The sequence below is a fragment of the Bacillus sp. MYb56 genome, from assembly GCF_002976445.1.
GTDB lineage: Bacteria > Bacillota > Bacilli > Bacillales > Bacillaceae_G > Bacillus_A > Bacillus_A mycoides.
The window spans coordinates 45658-61908 of the sequence record NZ_PCOH01000028.1 but is presented as its reverse complement, the minus strand read 5'-3'; the positions used below and the strand labels follow the sequence as shown (position 1 = coordinate 61908).

The following is a 16251-nucleotide window of genomic DNA, read 5'->3' as shown; positions in this document are numbered from 1 at the left end:
AAGTTGCAGAATTAGAAGAAGCTAAGGAAGCGACAGAAGAAGTTGTGGAATTAGAGAAACCTGAGGAAGCGACAGAAGAAGTTGCGGAGTTAGAGGGTACTAAGGAAGAAGAACCAATTTCTCAAGAAACAGTAATTGAAGAAACGATGAATACAGATTTAGTGGAAAATACACCAGTTGCAGAGCAACCAGTGATTTCTCAACAAGAAACAATTACGTTCAAGGAAGAAAGTGAAGTATTCGTACCAGTTTCAGAAACGGATGAGCAAACAAAGAAAGATGTTCAAAACTTTGCGAACGTTTTAATTGAAGAAGCGGAAGAAAAGAAGCAAGTTGCTGAAGAACAGCCTGCTTTACAAATAGAAGAACCGAAACGTGAGAAAAAACGTCATGTCCCATTTAATGTTGTCATGTTAAAGCAGGATAGAAAGAAATTAATGGAAAGACATGCGGCAAGAACGAACGTAATGCAATCAACTGTCAGTGAACGAGTGGAAGAAAAGCCAGTGCAGCAAGTGGTAGTAGAACCACAAGCAGAAGAAAAACCAGTGCAGCAAGTGGTAGTAGACCCGCAAGTGGAAGAAAAACCAGTGCAGCAAGTGGTAGTAGAACCACAAGCAGAAGAAAAACCAGTGCAGCAAGTGGTAGTAGACCCGCAAGTGGAAGAAAAACCAGTGCAGCAAGTGGTAGTAGAACCACAAGCAGAAGAAAAACCAGTGCAGCAAGTGGTAGTAGACCCGCAAGTGGAAGAAAAACCAGTGCAGCAAGTGGTAGTAGACCCGCAAGTGGAAGAAAGTCCAGTGCAGCAAGTGGTAGTAGAAGCCCAAGTGGAAGAAAAACCAATGCAGCAAGTGGTAGTAGAAGCTCAAGTGGAAGAAAAACCGATGCAGCAAGTGGTAGTGGAACCGCAAGTGGAAGAAAAACCGATGCAACAAGTAGTGGTGGCTGGACAAGTACAAGAGTCAATTTCAAGTACGGAAGTACAAGAGAAAGCATATGTTGTAAATCAAAAAGAGAATGATATGCGCAACGTACTACAAGCGCCACCGAAGTATGAACTTCCGCCATTAACGTTGTTGTCAATTCCACAGCAGGCAGCATTAGATAATACGGAGTGGCTAGAAGAACAGGAAGAATTATTAAATACGACATTTAATAATTTCCATGTTGGAGCACATGTTATTAATGTGTCACAAGGGCCGGCGGTAACTCGTTTTGAAGTACAACCAGACCCAGGTGTGAAAGTAAATAAAATTACAAATTTAAGTGATGATATTAAGTTAAGTTTAGCTGCGAAAGATATTCGAATTGAAGCGCCAATTCCAGGGAAGAGTGCAATTGGAATTGAAGTTCCAAACAAGGAAAGTAAGGCAGTATTCCTGCGTGAAATTTTAAGAAGTCCTGTATTTACAAAGAGTGAATCACCGCTTACAGTTGCGCTGGGGCTTGATATTTCCGGTGATCCAATTGTAACGGATATTCGAAAAATGCCACATGGACTTATTGCGGGTGCAACTGGTTCAGGGAAAAGTGTGTGCATTAACGCGATTTTAACGAGCATTTTATATAAAGCGAAGCCGCATGAAGTGAAGTTGATACTAATTGATCCGAAGATGGTTGAGCTTGCACCATACAATTCTGTTCCACATCTTGTAGCACCTGTTATTACTGACGTAAAAGCAGCTACAGCTGCGTTAAAGTGGGCGGTTGAAGAGATGGAACGTCGTTATGAATTGTTTGCTCATGCTGGTGCTCGTGATTTAACTCGTTACAATACGATTGTAAGTGGTAGAGAAATCCCAGGTGAGACATTACCTTATATTGTAATTGTCATTGACGAGTTAGCGGACTTAATGATGGTTGCTCCTGGTGATGTGGAGGAAGCGATTTGTCGTATTGCACAAAAAGCTCGTGCTTGTGGTATTCACTTATTAGTTGCGACGCAGCGTCCATCTGTAGACGTTATTACAGGTTTAATTAAATCAAACATTCCAACGCGTATTGCGTTTACAGTATCATCTCAAGTTGATTCGCGTACGATCATCGATATTGGGGGCGCGGAGAAGTTACTTGGTCGTGGTGATATGCTATTTTTAGGAAACGGCACATCTAAACCAGTTCGTGTACAAGGTGTATACGTATCAGATGATGAGATTGAAAGAACAGTTGATCATGTGAAAAAGCAAATGAAGCCAAACTACTTATTTAAGCAAGAGGATTTATTAGCAAAATCAGAGCAGAGTGAGTCTGAAGATGAACTATTTTTTGATGCATGTCAATTTGTTGTAGAGCAAGGGGGAGCGTCCACATCTTCTGTACAGAGAAAATTCCGCATAGGTTATAATCGCGCGGCACGTCTAATTGAAGAGATGGAGTCGCAAGGGATTATTTCTGAAGGAAGAGGAACGAAACCGAGAGATGTCCTTATTTCTGAGGATGAATTCGCTGCTATGCAGGAAACAAATGTATAGGAAACGGTTTTGCTGTATACTAATAGAAAATGTTGGATAGTAAAGTAGGGAGTAAAGCGACATGAAAGAAATTGAATTAAAATTAAAAGGTGAAATAAATCGACTAACAAATAAAACATTTAAATTTGATGAACGTGTTGGAGAAGGCTGGTTCTCTGCCGTTTACTTTTTAAAAACTAGAGAAATCATTGAAGAATTTCGCCCGAAAAGCGTTGTAACAATGCAGTTTTTTCAAAAAGAACATGCAGTTCTTTGCGGAGCAGATGAGGTAATCGCATTGCTACAAACATTTGCCAAAAATCCTGAGGAATTAGAAATTCATTCTTTAAAGGATGGCGATAATATTAGTCCGTTTGAAACAGTTTTAACAATTCATGGTCCTTATGAATACTTCGGCTTTTTAGAAGGTGTAATTGATGGGATTTTAGCTCGTCGTACATCAGTTGCGACAAACGTATATAACGTTGTCCAAGCTGCACGTAGTGTAGATAAAGAAAAACCGGTTATTTTCATGGGAGATCGTGACGATCATTATACGCAACAAGCTGGTGACGGCTATGCGGCATACATCGGAGGTATGAGCGCGCAAGCGACGCATGCAATGAATGAATGGTGGGGCAGAAGTGGTATGGGGACGATGCCTCACGCTTTAATTCAAATGTTTAATGGTGATGTTGTTGAAGCTGCAAAGGCATATCATAAAAAATTCCCAGAAGATGAATTAGTCGTACTAATTGATTATAACAATGATGTCATCACAGATGCACTTCGCGTAGCGCGTGAATTTGGATCAACATTAAAAGGTGTACGTGTCGATACGTCTCGCACAATGATTGATCAATACTTCATTCGTCACCCAGAAGTACTTGGAACATTCGATCCACGTGGTGTAAATCCATCACTTGTATTTGCACTTCGTAAGGCTCTTGATGAGGAAGGGTTCCAACATGTAGATATCGTTGTAACTGGTGGGTTTGATGAGAAGCGTATTCGTGAATTTGAAGCTCAAAATGTTCCTGTCGATATATACGGAGTAGGAAGTAGCTTATTAAAAATGAATATTGGTTTTACTGGTGATAACGTAGAATTAAATGGAAAACCAGAAGCAAAAGCTGGTCGTAAATACCGTCCAAATTCACGTCTAGAGCGTGTTCAATTAGAAACAAAAGAAGATATGTAAAAGCGAGAAAAACTGATAGGTGATTGACCCTATCAGTTTTTCTGTTATCATAGTATAGCGGCTTGTTTTTTGCTATAATAAATGTGTTATGGACATAAAAGAAGTACGTACGAGTTTATCACTGATAAGTGAATATAAAAAGAAATTCACTGCATCAGAAATGTATGATGATTACCAAAATAAGAAAAGATTCATATACTGTCTTATAGATAGGCCGTTGTATTAGTTCGAAATGTTGGAGGTTCTTTAAGATGACAGTTTACCATTTTGTAGGAATTAAAGGAACAGGAATGAGTTCATTAGCACAAATTCTTCATGACATGAAGCATACTGTTCAAGGGTCTGATTATGAAAAGCGTTTCTTTACACAAACAGCATTGGAAAAGCGTGGTATTTCCATCCTTCCTTTTGATAAGAATAATATTAAAGAAGGACAAGTGATTATCGCAGGAAATGCATTTCCTGATACGCATGAAGAAATCGTAGCAGCAAAAGAATTAAATATCCCAGTACATCGTTACCATCACTTCTTAGGTGATCTTATGAATCAGTACACAAGTGTTGCTGTAACTGGTGCACATGGAAAAACATCAACAACTGGTTTGTTAGCCCATGTAATGCAAGGTGCACACCCAACATCATACCTTATTGGAGATGGAACGGGGCATGGGGTAGAAAATAGTAAGTATTTTGTATTTGAAGCTTGTGAGTATCGTCGTCATTTCTTGTCTTACTATCCAGACTATGCAATCATGACAAATATCGATTTCGATCACCCAGATTATTTTGCAGACATCAATGATGTATTTAATGCATTCCAAGAGATGGCATTGCAAGTGAAAAAAGGTATTATTGCATGTGGTGATGATGAAGAACTTCAAAAAGTTCAAGCGAAAGTACCTGTTATTTTCTATGGATTTGGAGAAGATAATGATTTCCAAGCACGTAACATTCAAAAGAGAACTGATGGTACTATATTCGATGTATTCGTTCGTAATACGTATTATGACACGTTCAAAATTACAGGATACGGCGATCACAGCGTATTAAATGCATTAGCAGTAATCGCGCTTTGCCATTATGAAAACGTTGATGTAGAAGCAGTTAAGCATCAGCTAACAACTTTTGAAGGCGTAAAACGTCGCTTTAATGAAAAGCCAATGGGAGAACAAGTTATCATTGATGACTATGCACACCATCCGACAGAAATTAATGCAACGATTGAAGCAGCTCGTCAAAAACATCCAGAGCGTGAAGTTGTCGCTGTATTCCAACCACATACATTCTCACGTACAGAGAAATTTTTAGATGAGTTCGCGGAAAGCTTAAGTAAAGCTGACCAAGTATACTTATGTGATATTTTCGGATCAGCACGTGAAAACAAAGGTGAATTAACAATTGAAGATCTGCAAAAACGTATCGATGGCGCAGAACTAATTACAGATACAACAACGGATGTGTTAAAGAAACATAAAAACGGCGTTCTTATTTTCATGGGCGCAGGTGACATCCAAAAATTCGAAGCAGCTTACGTAAAAGAAGTTCAAGTTGCAGAGAAGTAATAGAAAAGACGCATAGCTTGGCTGTGCGTCTTTTTTGTTGTGTTCGATATATTTTAAAAAGCGTTGATATGTTGGTATTGTTCATTTTTTTTGTATAGTTGTTTTAATAAGAATATATATAGTGAACTAAAAAGTACATATCCAATTAAATAATAGAATGAAAACATATCGAATTGTTTTGTTAGCATAATTCGAATCGCGAAAAATGCAAATGGAAGTGCAATTAAAACGCTAGTACTAAAGGAAATCATTGTTTTTAAAAATTTTAATTGCTTTGTATTCCAATGGTTTTCTCTACAGATGAACCAAATGTTGCTTGCGATAAAGGCTAATAAAAATGGTAAATTAGCTGAAATATTTATAAAGCCAAGTGCGATAGGTACTGATAAAGCAACGAGTGGAGCAACTGATAGTCCTGTAAAGTATTTAATAAATGTATTTGTAGATTGCTGTGCATTTTGAATAACATCTGTATATTCTACTGCAATTTCCTTTGCTAATTCTTTTGGAGGAAGAAATTCTTCAATCACCTGTGAAGGGATGGTTGCTGGTGGTACCCCTTCACTTCCTTTACTTAATGCATTTTCATATAAATCGGATTTGATTTCTAGCATATGTTGTTCTCTTGCTGACGTAGGTAAGTTCATTAAACCTTTATGAAGATCGTGTAAGAAAGAAACAATGAGTTCATTTGAAAAGAATCGTTCCTTGTTCATTTTTTATCCTCTCCTTTAGCTAGTAACATTAGAGCTTGATATACTGCACCATAATCATGTAAGCGACTATTTAAAATTTCTCTCCCTTCGTCTGTAATGCGATAGTATTTTCTTTTTGGCCCATCACCGGACTCTTCCCAATAGGAAACAGCCCAATTGTTTTTCGTGATTCGATTTAATATAGGGTAAATCGAACCGTTCGGGATATGAAACACAGGGATATCTTGTAAGGCACTTGTAATTTCGTATCCATACATAGGTTGTTTGCTTATTAAAGACAAAATAGCGAGATCAAAAACACCTTTACGTAATTGAATTATAAAATTATCATATTTTTCCATACTTTAACTATATATGATTCATATCTAGATATCAATCATATATAGTGATTATTCTTATATAAAACTGAAAAAGTGCGAATGTTTAACTTTTTTTCACCTATAAGTGTTAGAATAATAGGAAAATTAAAAGGGGCTAAAAAAACATGTTCACACTCCGAGTAGATGACGAAATCGAATTACAACTATTAGAAAAACATCATAAAGAGGGACTATATGAATTAATAGATCAAAATCGTAATCATTTAAGAAGATGGCTTCCGTGGGTAGATGGGACGAAATCAGCTGATGCGTATAATGAGATTTTTCCGATGTGGTTAAAGAAATTTGCAGAGGGAGATGGGTTTGAGGCTGGTATACGCTATAAAGGAAAGCTCGTTGGGATGGTAGGTATTCATCCGGTGAGCTGGGGTAAGAAAGCTACGAGTCTTGGATATTATCTTGCAGAAGATGCTGGCGCGAAAGGTATTATGACGCGAAGTGTGAAGACTGTGCTTCATTATGCATTTGATAATTTAAAGCTGAATAAAATTGAAATTCGTTGCGGTGTTGAAAATGCGAAAAGCCGTGCGATTCCAGAACGTTTAGGTTTTAAATTAGATGGTATTTTAAGAGATGAAGAATGGATATATGATCATTTCCAAGATATCGCTGTGTATAGTTTACTAGCTTCAGAATGGAAGAAGATTCGATGAACGAGAAGATTTGTATTATTCCGTATGAAAGTATGTTTCAAGATGAAGTAGTAGATCTTATCGTTCATATTCAGCAAAAAGAGTACAATGTCCCTATTACGAAAGAAGAGCAGCCGGACTTACTAGAAATAGAAACGTTCTATCAAAGGGACAACGGAAATTTTTGGGTAGCAACTTATGATGGGAAAGTAGTTGGAACGATAGCTTTATTAGATATTGGGAAGCATCAAGTAGCGCTAAGAAAAATGTTCGTGAAGAAAGAGTTCCGCGGAAAAGAATGGGGCGCATCACATACGCTACTTCAAACGGCAATTTCTTGGGCGAAAGAAAAGAACTTGGAAGACATTTATTTAGGAACAACAGTTAAATTTCTAGCAGCACACCGTTTCTACGAAAAGAATGGTTTTCAAAGTGTGAGTATAGAAGAGTTGCCAAAAAGTTTTCCAGTGCTAGAGGTAGATAAGAAATTTTATAGGTATACTGTTTAAAAAGGTCATTCATAAATGATCTTTTTTTATGAACTAAAATGGAAATGATGGTATAATTTGGATTAGGGGGTGTGGGTATGAACTTTCCAATTCAGAGAAGTAAGTTAGGAATAATTTTCGTTAGTATAACGTTAGCTTTTATGGTGATATATCCAATAGTTATGTTCTTTACAAGAAAAGGGGATTGGGCTTCAGCTCTAATTGGGATGGGATTATGTTTTATTGTAAATGTCCCTCTCGTTTGGGAAATGTTCATTAAAAAACATAAAGTAGAAAATGGTATTTTAAAATACGGAATTTTAAATGACGACGTTGTATTAAAAGATATAAGAGTTATTCGTCAAGTTGGAAAATCATTTGAGATTACAACGAATGCATATAAAGTACATATGATTGCGATGCCGCAAGATCCGGATGAATTTTTGGCGCTTATCGCGAAAGAAAATCCATATGTGAAAATAGAAATGGTAGGTAAGAAATGAAATATGTAAAACTTTTGTTTTGTTTGGAAATTTTGTTTGTGCTTGTTGGTTGCACTAGAGTATATATGAAATGGGATCTGCCCTTATATGTCCCAATATTAATAGGTACTATCGCAGTGACGCTTTTATTTTATTTTCATTTTCAGCAAACAAAAAGCGAGAAAAATAGCTCCATATAAAGTAGGGGGATTAGAAATGAAAAAGATCTATATGTTGTTTTTGTTTCTGCTAACTGCATCCATTCTTTTAATAGGATGTAGTGCGAAGAAAGAGAAGTCTGATGTTAGTTTAGAAAAGGCACAAAAAATTGAAATTGAATCGCTTATTGATTCGAGTGATAAAAAAACAATTACCGATAAGAAAGAAATCACAAAGTTGTTTGAATCAATCAAAATGGATGAGTGGGAAATGGAATCGGCTCCTTTAGATACTCCGCAAGGGAAAACGTTTAAAATGTATCAAGAGGATACACCGAAATTATTGGATTCGAGTAAAGATAAAAAAGAGTTACATGAAATTGGTACTATGACAGTATATAAAGATGTCCCTTATGTCGAAGTTGAAATGAAAAATAAGAAAATGAGTTTTAAAGTGCCAGAAGATGTGGCGAAAGATTTATTACAATATTAATAAAAAGACGCTCGGAGAAAATTCCGAGCGTTTTTCATTATTTTAAGTTCTCTGGGTTTAAAGCTTCTAGTTCAGTTACAACGAAGCGTCCGTCTTTACGGATTAATACGTCGTCGAAGTAAATTTCACCGCCGCCGTATTCAGGGCGCTGAATGCATACTAAATCCCAGTGAATGTTAGAGTTGTTGCCGTTCCATGCATCATCATAAGCTTGTCCAGGTGTGAAGTGGAAGCTGCCATCGATTTTTTCATCGAATAGGATGTCTCCCATTGGATGTAAGATGTATGGGTTTACGCCGATTGCGAACTCACCAACGAAACGCGCGCCTTCGTCTGTATCGAAGATTTTGTTAATGCGCTCTGTATCATTTGCAGTTGCTTCAACGATTTGACCGTTCTCAAATTTAAGTTGTACATTTTCAAATGTATAACCGTTGTAAGGAGATGGTGTATTGTATGAAACTGTACCGTTAACAGAATCGCGAACTGGTGCAGAGTATACTTCACCATCTGGAATGTTTAAATGACCCGAGCATTTAATAGCTGGAATGTCTTTAATAGAGAATGTTAAGTCAGTTCCAGGACCAGTTAAGCGAACCTTATCTGTTTTATTCATTAATGTAACAAGGCTATCCATCGCCTTATCCATTTTACCGTAGTCTAAGTTACAAACTTCGAAGTAGAAGTCTTCGAAAGCTTCTGTGCTCATTTTAGCAAGCTGCGCCATAGAAGCATTTGGGTAGCGAAGAACAACCCAGCGTGTTTTCGGAACACGGATGTCTCTATGAACTTTTTTGCCAACTGTTTGGCCGTGAACTTTCATACGTTCACTTGGAACGTCAGCTTGTTCGTTAATGTTATCACCAGAGCGAAGGCCGATATAAGCGTCCATATCTTTCATTACGCTCGCTTCATATGCAGCGATTTGTTCGAAATGTTCTTCAGTAGCACCCATTAATAAAGAGCGATCTACTTGATGATCTTTTAAAGAAACGAATGGGAAACCACCAGCTGCATATGCTTCTTTTACAAGTGCAGTTACAAGTTCTTTTTGTAAGCCAAAGTTTTCAATTAATACTTTTTCGCCTTTTTGTAAACGAATAGAGTAGTTAATTAAATTGTATGCTAACTTTTCAATGCGTGGATCTTTCATATGTAAAGCCTCCCTACTAATTATGTATCCTCTCCTATTGTAACCTACTTAGTGGAATTTGTTGAATCATTTATGTTAAAGTTAACGAATAAGTATGAAAATTCTAATGAAAAGATAGGGATTAGAATGAAACGGAAAATGATTGTATAATGGGAGAAAGTATGAAAAAGATAAAGGAAGTGATGAAATGCAAGTTCTTCTATATGTAAGTGCGGCTATTATCGCGGTTGCTTTCGCAGTATTAGTAGTGTATGTATGCAGAACATTGTTATCGGTTCAGAAGACGTTAGAAAACGTTGCGAGCACGTTAGAAGGTTTAGAAAAGCAAATGCAAGGAATAAGCGTAGAGACGGAGCAATTATTACATAAGACAAATGCGTTAGCTGATGATATTCAACAGAAGTCACAGTCGCTAAATAAAGTAGTAGAAGGTGTGGATGGAATCGGAACGACGATTCACTCTTTAAATACGAAGCTTCGCAATGTATCAGAGTCTGTTACGGACGAAATTGAAAATAATGCAGATAAAGTAGCACAAGTTGTACAGTGGAGCAGCGCAGCAATTGAAGTATATAATCATTACCGTACTACGAGACAAGAGAAAAAGGTTGAAAAAGAAGAGCGTAAACTTGAGAGAGCTGAGCAGAAGGCTGAAAAGAGAGAGAAGCGCTCTAGACTTCGCATGAGAGGTGAGTAATGATGAGTATGATGAAGATTGAAACAATTGAAGAATTTGAAGCGTTAGTAGAAAAGAACGAGCCTTACGTTCTTTTTAAACATAGTACGACATGCCCAATTAGTCACGGTGCATATACAGAGTTTCAAGCATATTGCGGTGAAGAAAGAGAAGTGCCAGCATATTACTTATACGTACAAGAGGCGAGAGATGTTTCGAACCATGTTGCAGAGCAGTACAGCATTAAGCATGAATCTCCGCAAGTGTTATACATAAAAGATGGAATGGTAGTATGGCATACATCGCATTGGAATATTAAAAAAGAAGCTTTAGAAGAGAATGTAAAATAGGGAGAGGCAAGCGAAGGGCTTGCTTCTTTTTTATTTTGTTGCAATATATTTAGTGGTACACTAGAGATACTTTAAAACTAAGTAAATTGACTTTTGAAAGTGGGTTTTAAGCAATGAAGAAAATGGCATTATGCATCGCAAGCTTAAGTTTATTACTGGGGGCTTGCAGCAATAATACTATTGAGAAGAAGGATGAAGTTGTACAGAAAGATACGAAAGAAAAAAGTATGATTCCAAGAACTGCTGTTTCTAAGGATTACTATAGAACTGTTATTCCTTTAAAAGAACAAAAGGTAATTAATACAGTTAATGTTAAAACTAATTCTAAACTAGATTTAGCAGAATATGAAAATGGTTTAATGGATATTGCTTCAAAACAATTCGATACAGAAAATTACGTATTACAATTAAATCAATATATTCCAGAGAAAACAATTGATGAATTAGTTACGAAACAAGAAGTACCAGTTTTGACTAATATTATAGAACAGGACTACTTCGGCAAACAAAATTCAAATGAACTAAGCTTATCTGGTGTTGTTATTGGTTTATCTATGTCTTCAAGTGTATCTAATGAGGAAGCTATTTCTAAAGGTACTGAAGTCGCTAAGGGGCTTATAGAAGCTATTAATAAAAATGATAAATATAACAAATCTCCAATTACGTTTGCTATATTTAAGCAAGAAAGTACAAGTTCTTTAAAGAATGGTACTTATATTTCAAGCGCTACTGTTCAAAAGAACGAGACTAATCTTGGAAATTGGGATACTATTGATGAAAAGTCGTATTCGTATCCTTCTCAAGAATTTGAGGGGGCACATGGAGAAGATAATGATACGCTAAAGAATTTTTCTAAAGCAATGAAGGCATTTTCTCCAGGAGATTATATCCCTGTTAATGCTAAGATTTCTTATAAGCAAAATAAGATGGATAAATTAAAGATGGATATTGTCGTTAAATATAACGGTAAGTCAGAATTAATGGCACTCTCTCAAACGGCTGCTCAAAGTATGTTAGAACAATTTCCTAAAGATGCTAAAGTTCAATTACAAATAAAGTCCGAGAATAAAATCGAGGCTGTTATTATAAAAGAGAAGAACAGTGATAAACCGTTTGTTTCTTTCCTATAATAAAAAAAGACAGTTTTTAAGCTGAGGCTACTGAAAAAGTGAATACTTCGAGAAAAACATTTCGAATTTCCTAAAGATGTTGAAAGAAGAAAGGAGGTCATTACCTGTACATAGTAGGGAATGACCTCTTTTTTCTTATGAAATAGACTCTTTCAGTGCCTTCTTTAAAGTGTCAGATTATGTTGATGTTATTCAAATTGGCGCTCGCAATATGCAAAACTTTGAACTGTTAAAGGCAGCTGGTGCTGTAAATAAACCAATATTATTAAAGCGTGGTTTATCAGCAACAATTGAAGAATTTATTAATGTAGCAGAATATAGTATGGCAGAGGGGAATGGTAATATCATTTTATGTGAGCGTGGTATTCGCACATATGAATCAGCAACGCGTAATACGCTTGATATTTCCGCTGTGCCAATTTAAAAGAAAGAAACACATTTACCTGTTGTTGTCGATGTAACACACCCTACAGGGCGACGTGACCTTCTCTTACCGTTTGCAAAAGCGGCTATGGCAATTGGTGCTTTTGCTATTATGGCTGAAGTACATCCAGACCCAGCAGTTGCATTATCAGATGAAGCGCAGCAAATGGACATTCCAGAATTCAATGAGTTTATGAAAGAATTAAAAGCATTCGGAAGTAAATTATAAAAAGATTTCTTAGTCTATGTAGCCTTGTTACATAGCTTTTTTACAAAAATTGACCTTTTTTGCATAAAAAATACGAAAATACGAGAAAAGAAGCGAATTTTTTCGAAACTTTTGCGGGAAAATATTGTATGACCCTGTGTTTTTAGCGTATCATTAGTAAAAGGAAGAACTCGGGACGATTGTTGGCATCTGCAAATAGAGTTGATGTCTTTTTTTCATTCAAGTGAACCGATACATAAAAATAGATAACATAAATAGAAGGAGTGTGCGAAGAGATGAACGTAACAATCTATGATGTAGCGCGTGAAGCAAATGTTTCAATGGCTACCGTATCACGCGTTGTGAATGGTAACCCAAATGTAAAGCCTACAACAAGAAAGAAAGTATTAGAAGCAATTGATCGTTTAGGATACCGCCCGAATGCGGTAGCACGTGGACTAGCAAGTAAGAAGACAACTACAGTGGGTGTTATTATTCCGGATATCTCAAATACGTTTTATGCAGAACTTGCTCGTGGAATTGAAGATATCGCAACAATGTACAAATATAACATCATTTTAAGTAACTCTGACCAGAACAAAGAGAAAGAGTTCCACTTATTAAATACGATGCTTGGGAAACAAGTGGACGGGATTGTTTTCATGGGTGAAGATATTACAGATATTCACGTTGAAGAGTTCAAAAAATCTCCAGTACCAATTGTATTAGCAGCGTCATTTGATGAACAAAATGAAACGTCATCAGTAAATATTGATTATACACAAGCAGCTTACGATGCAATGAAGCATTTTATTGAGCAAGGACATAAACGTATCGGTTTCGTCTCTGGTCCTTTCATTAATAAAGCAGGAAGCGCGAAGAAGTTACAAGGTTATAAAAAAGCTTTAGAAGAAGCAGGTATTTCATATGATGAAAATCTTATAATTGATGGAGATTACACATATGATTCAGGTATAGAAGCGTTTGAAAGACTTTGGGGCATGGATGAAAAACCAACAGCAATCTTCGTATCTTCTGATGAAATGGCACTAGGTGTAATCCACGCAGCACAAGACGCGGGATTAAACGTACCAACGGATATCGAAGTGCTTGGTTTTGACAACACACGTCTTGCATTAATGGTTCGTCCGCAACTTTCGACAGTTGTACAACCAATGTATGATATCGGTGCAGTAGCAATGCGTCTACTAACGAAATATATGAACAAAGAAAAAGTAGAAGATCACTCAGTTATCTTACCTCACCGTATCCAATTTAGAGATTCAACGAAGTAAGAATAAGAGAGCTCACAGCGATAGCTGTGAGCTTTTATTCATATTCAGGATAATGGTGTTTAACTACTGTATCTACATTTTCAGTTTTCTTAACATGTAAAAAGCGTGCATATAATTCTTTTCCTGTCTCAAATGGTGTGTCATCTAATTCGAAAACATGCAACACTTTTCTAAACGTCCATGTTACTTGCTCACCGTACATATTATCGTACGTATCTTCAGACTGTAGAGCTATCTTTTCACCTAGCTCATGAGCTTCCTCTAAACTGTTCGCCTTAACGAGAATGATACTTTCTTCAAAAAGTGTATCGTGATTCTCTTCATAATGTTCATCAATTTTACTAGGATTAGGCTCACTTGAATGGACAGATTCAAATAATAATTTTACAGCATACACATGAGATCAGTCTCCTTATGCTGAATGTTTTACTTTATAAACAATACTCGCGATAAGTGAAGCGGGTATTGTAAATACGTTGCTTTGATAATGGTAATGTATTTGGGATTCTTTATAAGACATTCGCTACAGTTGGGGTTATTCCTTGTTATATGTCACACAAGTGCAAATTTAACTATTATAGGGCAATGTCATGTATAATAGAAAGAAAAGGCTTGTGAGGGGGGAGAAGAGATGATCGTTCTTTGGATAATTACGCTTTGCATGACTGCTATTTTTGCATATATGACGTTAAAACAAAATGGCTTAAAGCGATTTGTTCCAGGAAGTATTCTTGCAGGAATCGCCCTTATCACGTATGTAATTTCTATTTTTATTGAAAGTGTATCAGTGGACATGAGCACAAGTTTAATGTTCATGGGTATTACACTATTTGCAGGTAGCATTATGGTACTTATGGTTGCAGGTATTATTGCATTTATTCATATGAATTCGGAAACGTTATAGCATATAAAAAAAGGCATGTCCCAAGGGGGCATGCCTTTTTATCCGTTCAATTATGCTCTATCTTTAGAAGAGTTTTGTTGTTTTAGTAAGTCGCGAATTTCGCCAAGAATTTCTTCTTCTTTTGTTGGTTCTGGAAGTTCTTCTTTCTTTTCTTCTTCTTCTCTTTTAGATGTTAGTTTGTTGAAAACTTTAACAAACATAAAGATAGCAGCTGCAATAATTAAGAAATCAAAAATAGTTTGGATGAAGTTACCATACATAATAGATGATTTACCGAATGTAAGTTTTAAATCTGTAAAGTTAACGCCGCCCAGTACCATACCAAGTAATGGTGTGATGATATCTTTAACTAAAGAACTAACGATTTTACCGAATGCAGCACCGATTACAACCCCGACAGCTAAATCGATTACATTCCCTTTGAATGCGAATTTTTTAAACTCGTTCCACATGTGTTAATCCCATCCTTTCCACGATTCAATATGAAATTTATAATTCCTATCAACATATTCTATAGAAATTTGTGATAGAAATAAAGAGGAAATGGGAATGAAAGTAAATTCTGAAAAATGTATCCGTTTTAATTTTTGCTTACAGCTTGCAGTAGAGATTGGAGCATTTGTTGAGATTTTAATCCTTCTAATCCATCTACAATAGGCTGTGTATCACCTTGTACACATTGGATAAAATGATGAACAGCATCTTCAAATCCGCGCTGCTTTAACGTTGTCTCCCATGATGGTGAACCACTTTGTGAAACGGAGTTTTCTTGCTCAATTTCAAATGTGTTCATATTTTTTACGCGAATGATTTTACCTGCCGTTACAAGTTCAATTTGTTCTAAATTTGTACCTGCATGGCGGTGCATCGCCGTAGAAAGTAAAAGTCCATTTGCAGTTGTATATGTATGATGTCCGTAAAGAAGTTCGTTCTTTTCATTGATTTGCATCATATTATGAACGATGTTAAGGTCATCGTTAGCTAACCAGCGAGCAGTATCTACAATATGTAAGTAATCATCTAACATAGTAAAGTCATACGTATATGGCCCCACCTTATTTGTTCGGTGCTTTTCAATTCGAATCCATGAAGTATCATTAGCTTGCTCTTTGGCAGTAACGTACATAGGAACGAAACGGCGATTAAATCCCACCATTAACTTTCGATTATACTTTTCACTCATTTCAACTAGCTTCTCTGCTTGCTCAGTAGTAGCAGCTAGCGGCTTATCAACATAAACATCGATTCCTTTTTTCAGAAGTTCAGAAACGATTTCATAATGTGTAGCAGTTGAACTATGAACGAAAGCCGCATCACATTCTGAAGCGAGTGCCTGAAGGTTAGCGAAATCTTGAATACGATATTGCTCGCAAATTTGTTTTCTTTTATTAACATTAGGTGTAAACGCTCCCACAAAAGTCCAATCAGTTTCCTTTGTCAGTGTTGGAAGGTAAGCCTTTTGTGCAATACTACCTAATCCAATCATTCCAATACGAGGTTTGCTCATGTTTTTTTCCCACCCTATTATAAATATATAAGTTGTCTAGCTG

Annotated in this window: 19 protein-coding genes and 2 pseudogenes; 14 read left to right on the top strand and 7 right to left on the bottom strand. The window is 36.5% G+C overall.

All coding sequences use genetic code 11. The features are described 5' to 3' along the window. From CQ058_RS24870 to murC, 3 genes are all read left to right on the top strand, one after another. Positions 1 to 2471 (top strand): DNA translocase FtsK (locus tag CQ058_RS24870; RefSeq protein WP_258169537.1); only part of this gene is annotated, 2471 nt, incomplete at its 5' end. A gap of 61 nt (positions 2472 to 2532) precedes the next feature. Then, positions 2533 to 3651: a nicotinate phosphoribosyltransferase gene (locus CQ058_RS24865; RefSeq protein WP_002015597.1), complete on the top strand. Its 1119-nt coding sequence runs from the start codon at positions 2533 to 2535 to the stop codon at positions 3649 to 3651. 251 nt (positions 3652 to 3902) lie between these two features. Continuing rightward, positions 3903 to 5213 carry a UDP-N-acetylmuramate--L-alanine ligase gene (murC, locus tag CQ058_RS24860; protein WP_002015598.1) on the top strand — a complete coding sequence of 437 codons (1311 nt, stop codon included), beginning with the start codon at positions 3903 to 3905 and terminating at the stop codon, positions 5211 to 5213. A 53-nt stretch (positions 5214 to 5266) separates the two neighbouring features. Here murC and CQ058_RS24855 read toward each other — a convergent pair whose 3' ends face one another. After that, positions 5267 to 5929 carry an HAAS signaling domain-containing protein gene (locus CQ058_RS24855; protein WP_002190914.1) on the bottom strand — a complete coding sequence of 221 codons (663 nt, stop codon included), beginning with the start codon at positions 5927 to 5929 and terminating at the stop codon, positions 5267 to 5269. Further along, positions 5926 to 6270 carry a PadR family transcriptional regulator gene (locus CQ058_RS24850; RefSeq protein ID WP_002190913.1) on the bottom strand — a complete coding sequence of 115 codons (345 nt, stop codon included), beginning with the start codon at positions 6268 to 6270 and terminating at the stop codon, positions 5926 to 5928. Before CQ058_RS24850 ends, CQ058_RS24855 begins: the two co-directional genes overlap by 4 nt. A 143-nt stretch (positions 6271 to 6413) precedes the next feature. Between CQ058_RS24850 and CQ058_RS24845 the strand changes: the two genes are divergently transcribed. The 5 genes from CQ058_RS24845 (at position 6414) to CQ058_RS24825 (ending at position 8562) form a co-directional block, all read left to right on the top strand. Further along, positions 6414 to 6962 carry a GNAT family N-acetyltransferase gene (locus tag CQ058_RS24845; protein WP_002034364.1) on the top strand — a complete coding sequence of 183 codons (549 nt, stop codon included), beginning with the start codon at positions 6414 to 6416 and terminating at the stop codon, positions 6960 to 6962. After that, complete coding sequence (locus tag CQ058_RS24840) at positions 6959 to 7450, top strand: GNAT family N-acetyltransferase (RefSeq protein WP_002190912.1); 492 nt, start codon at positions 6959 to 6961, stop codon at positions 7448 to 7450. The genes CQ058_RS24845 and CQ058_RS24840 overlap by 4 nt, the downstream gene beginning before the upstream one ends. Before the next feature lie 77 nt (positions 7451 to 7527). Further along, on the top strand, positions 7528 to 7932 hold the full coding sequence (locus tag CQ058_RS24835; RefSeq protein ID WP_002164959.1) for a PH domain-containing protein: 405 nt from the start codon (positions 7528 to 7530) through the stop codon (positions 7930 to 7932). Then, positions 7929 to 8111, top strand: a complete 183-nt coding sequence (locus CQ058_RS24830; RefSeq protein WP_078175974.1) for a hypothetical protein — start codon at positions 7929 to 7931, stop codon at positions 8109 to 8111. Before CQ058_RS24835 ends, CQ058_RS24830 begins: the two co-directional genes overlap by 4 nt. A 16-nt stretch (positions 8112 to 8127) precedes the next feature. Further along, positions 8128 to 8562 carry a hypothetical protein gene (locus CQ058_RS24825; RefSeq protein WP_002190911.1) on the top strand — a complete coding sequence of 145 codons (435 nt, stop codon included), beginning with the start codon at positions 8128 to 8130 and terminating at the stop codon, positions 8560 to 8562. 37 nt (positions 8563 to 8599) lie between these two features. Here CQ058_RS24825 and CQ058_RS24820 read toward each other — a convergent pair whose 3' ends face one another. Beyond that, the gene (locus tag CQ058_RS24820; RefSeq protein WP_002167560.1) at positions 8600 to 9715 is read right to left on the bottom strand and encodes an aminopeptidase; all 1116 of its coding nucleotides are present in this window, start codon (positions 9713 to 9715) and stop codon (positions 8600 to 8602) included. 187 nt (positions 9716 to 9902) lie between these two features. Between CQ058_RS24820 and CQ058_RS24815 the strand changes: the two genes are divergently transcribed. The 5 genes and pseudogenes from CQ058_RS24815 (at position 9903) to ccpA (ending at position 13797) form a co-directional block, all read left to right on the top strand. Beyond that, entirely contained in the window at positions 9903 to 10412 is a 510-nt protein-coding gene (locus tag CQ058_RS24815; protein WP_050001013.1) for a DUF948 domain-containing protein, read from the top strand. 2 nt (positions 10413 to 10414) lie between these two features. Further along, the gene (ytxJ, locus tag CQ058_RS24810; protein WP_033728252.1) at positions 10415 to 10741 is read left to right on the top strand and encodes a bacillithiol system redox-active protein YtxJ; all 327 of its coding nucleotides are present in this window, start codon (positions 10415 to 10417) and stop codon (positions 10739 to 10741) included. Positions 10742 to 10854: 113 nt separating this feature from the next. Then, a complete protein-coding gene (locus CQ058_RS24805) occupies positions 10855 to 11871 on the top strand; it encodes a CamS family sex pheromone protein (RefSeq protein ID WP_002190909.1) in 1017 nt (338 codons plus the stop codon). A gap of 172 nt (positions 11872 to 12043) precedes the next feature. After that, positions 12044 to 12523 (top strand): annotated as a pseudogene (locus CQ058_RS32410) (bifunctional 3-deoxy-7-phosphoheptulonate synthase/chorismate mutase); the annotation flags it as partial. Between the two features lie 275 nt (positions 12524 to 12798). Then, positions 12799 to 13797, top strand: coding sequence for a catabolite control protein A (gene ccpA, locus CQ058_RS24785; protein WP_002034370.1), 999 nt, complete (start codon positions 12799 to 12801; stop codon positions 13795 to 13797). Between the two features lie 34 nt (positions 13798 to 13831). On the opposite strand, the gene CQ058_RS24780 is transcribed toward ccpA, so the two are convergent. Both CQ058_RS24780 and CQ058_RS24775 read right to left on the bottom strand, forming a co-directional pair. After that, on the bottom strand, positions 13832 to 14194 hold the full coding sequence (locus tag CQ058_RS24780) for a DUF4288 domain-containing protein (protein ID WP_002190907.1): 363 nt from the start codon (positions 14192 to 14194) through the stop codon (positions 13832 to 13834). A gap of 15 nt (positions 14195 to 14209) precedes the next feature. After that, positions 14210 to 14317, bottom strand: a pseudogene (locus CQ058_RS24775) (DUF3949 domain-containing protein); the annotation flags it as partial. A 111-nt stretch (positions 14318 to 14428) separates the two neighbouring features. On the opposite strand from CQ058_RS24775, the gene CQ058_RS24770 reads away from it, so the two are divergent. Next, the gene (locus CQ058_RS24770; RefSeq protein ID WP_002129437.1) at positions 14429 to 14701 is read left to right on the top strand and encodes a DUF3917 domain-containing protein; all 273 of its coding nucleotides are present in this window, start codon (positions 14429 to 14431) and stop codon (positions 14699 to 14701) included. A 50-nt stretch (positions 14702 to 14751) separates the two neighbouring features. Here the strand turns inward: CQ058_RS24770 and mscL are convergent, their stop codons facing one another. Then, positions 14752 to 15153, bottom strand: coding sequence for a large-conductance mechanosensitive channel protein MscL (gene mscL, locus CQ058_RS24765; RefSeq protein WP_002015591.1), 402 nt, complete (start codon positions 15151 to 15153; stop codon positions 14752 to 14754). A 128-nt stretch (positions 15154 to 15281) separates the two neighbouring features. After that, positions 15282 to 16208: a Gfo/Idh/MocA family protein gene (locus CQ058_RS24760; RefSeq protein ID WP_002129436.1), complete on the bottom strand. Its 927-nt coding sequence runs from the start codon at positions 16206 to 16208 to the stop codon at positions 15282 to 15284. Positions 16209 to 16251 lie beyond the last annotated feature (43 nt).

Excerpts from the sequence above, each read along its gene's own strand:
- CQ058_RS24850 (WP_002190913.1), bottom strand. The coding sequence starts at position 6,270 with ATGGAAAAATATGATAATTTTATAATTCAATTACGTAAAGGTGTTTTT.
- CQ058_RS24770 (WP_002129437.1), top strand. The coding sequence starts at position 14,429 with ATGATCGTTCTTTGGATAATTACGCTTTGCATGACTGCTATTTTTGCA.
- CQ058_RS24815 (WP_050001013.1), top strand. The coding sequence starts at position 9,903 with ATGCAAGTTCTTCTATATGTAAGTGCGGCTATTATCGCGGTTGCTTTC.
- CQ058_RS24835 (WP_002164959.1), top strand. The coding sequence starts at position 7,528 with ATGAACTTTCCAATTCAGAGAAGTAAGTTAGGAATAATTTTCGTTAGT.
- CQ058_RS24760 (WP_002129436.1), bottom strand. The coding sequence starts at position 16,208 with ATGAGCAAACCTCGTATTGGAATGATTGGATTAGGTAGTATTGCACAA.
- CQ058_RS24855 (WP_002190914.1), bottom strand. The coding sequence starts at position 5,929 with ATGAACAAGGAACGATTCTTTTCAAATGAACTCATTGTTTCTTTCTTA.
- CQ058_RS24820 (WP_002167560.1), bottom strand. The coding sequence starts at position 9,715 with ATGAAAGATCCACGCATTGAAAAGTTAGCATACAATTTAATTAACTAC.
- CQ058_RS24830 (WP_078175974.1), top strand. The coding sequence starts at position 7,929 with ATGAAATATGTAAAACTTTTGTTTTGTTTGGAAATTTTGTTTGTGCTT.
- murC (WP_002015598.1), top strand. The coding sequence starts at position 3,903 with ATGACAGTTTACCATTTTGTAGGAATTAAAGGAACAGGAATGAGTTCA.
- CQ058_RS24805 (WP_002190909.1), top strand. The coding sequence starts at position 10,855 with ATGAAGAAAATGGCATTATGCATCGCAAGCTTAAGTTTATTACTGGGG.
- mscL (WP_002015591.1), bottom strand. The coding sequence starts at position 15,153 with ATGTGGAACGAGTTTAAAAAATTCGCATTCAAAGGGAATGTAATCGAT.
- CQ058_RS24840 (WP_002190912.1), top strand. The coding sequence starts at position 6,959 with ATGAACGAGAAGATTTGTATTATTCCGTATGAAAGTATGTTTCAAGAT.
- CQ058_RS24845 (WP_002034364.1), top strand. The coding sequence starts at position 6,414 with ATGTTCACACTCCGAGTAGATGACGAAATCGAATTACAACTATTAGAA.
- ytxJ (WP_033728252.1), top strand. The coding sequence starts at position 10,415 with ATGAGTATGATGAAGATTGAAACAATTGAAGAATTTGAAGCGTTAGTA.
- CQ058_RS24825 (WP_002190911.1), top strand. The coding sequence starts at position 8,128 with ATGAAAAAGATCTATATGTTGTTTTTGTTTCTGCTAACTGCATCCATT.
- ccpA (WP_002034370.1), top strand. The coding sequence starts at position 12,799 with ATGAACGTAACAATCTATGATGTAGCGCGTGAAGCAAATGTTTCAATG.
- CQ058_RS24865 (WP_002015597.1), top strand. The coding sequence starts at position 2,533 with ATGAAAGAAATTGAATTAAAATTAAAAGGTGAAATAAATCGACTAACA.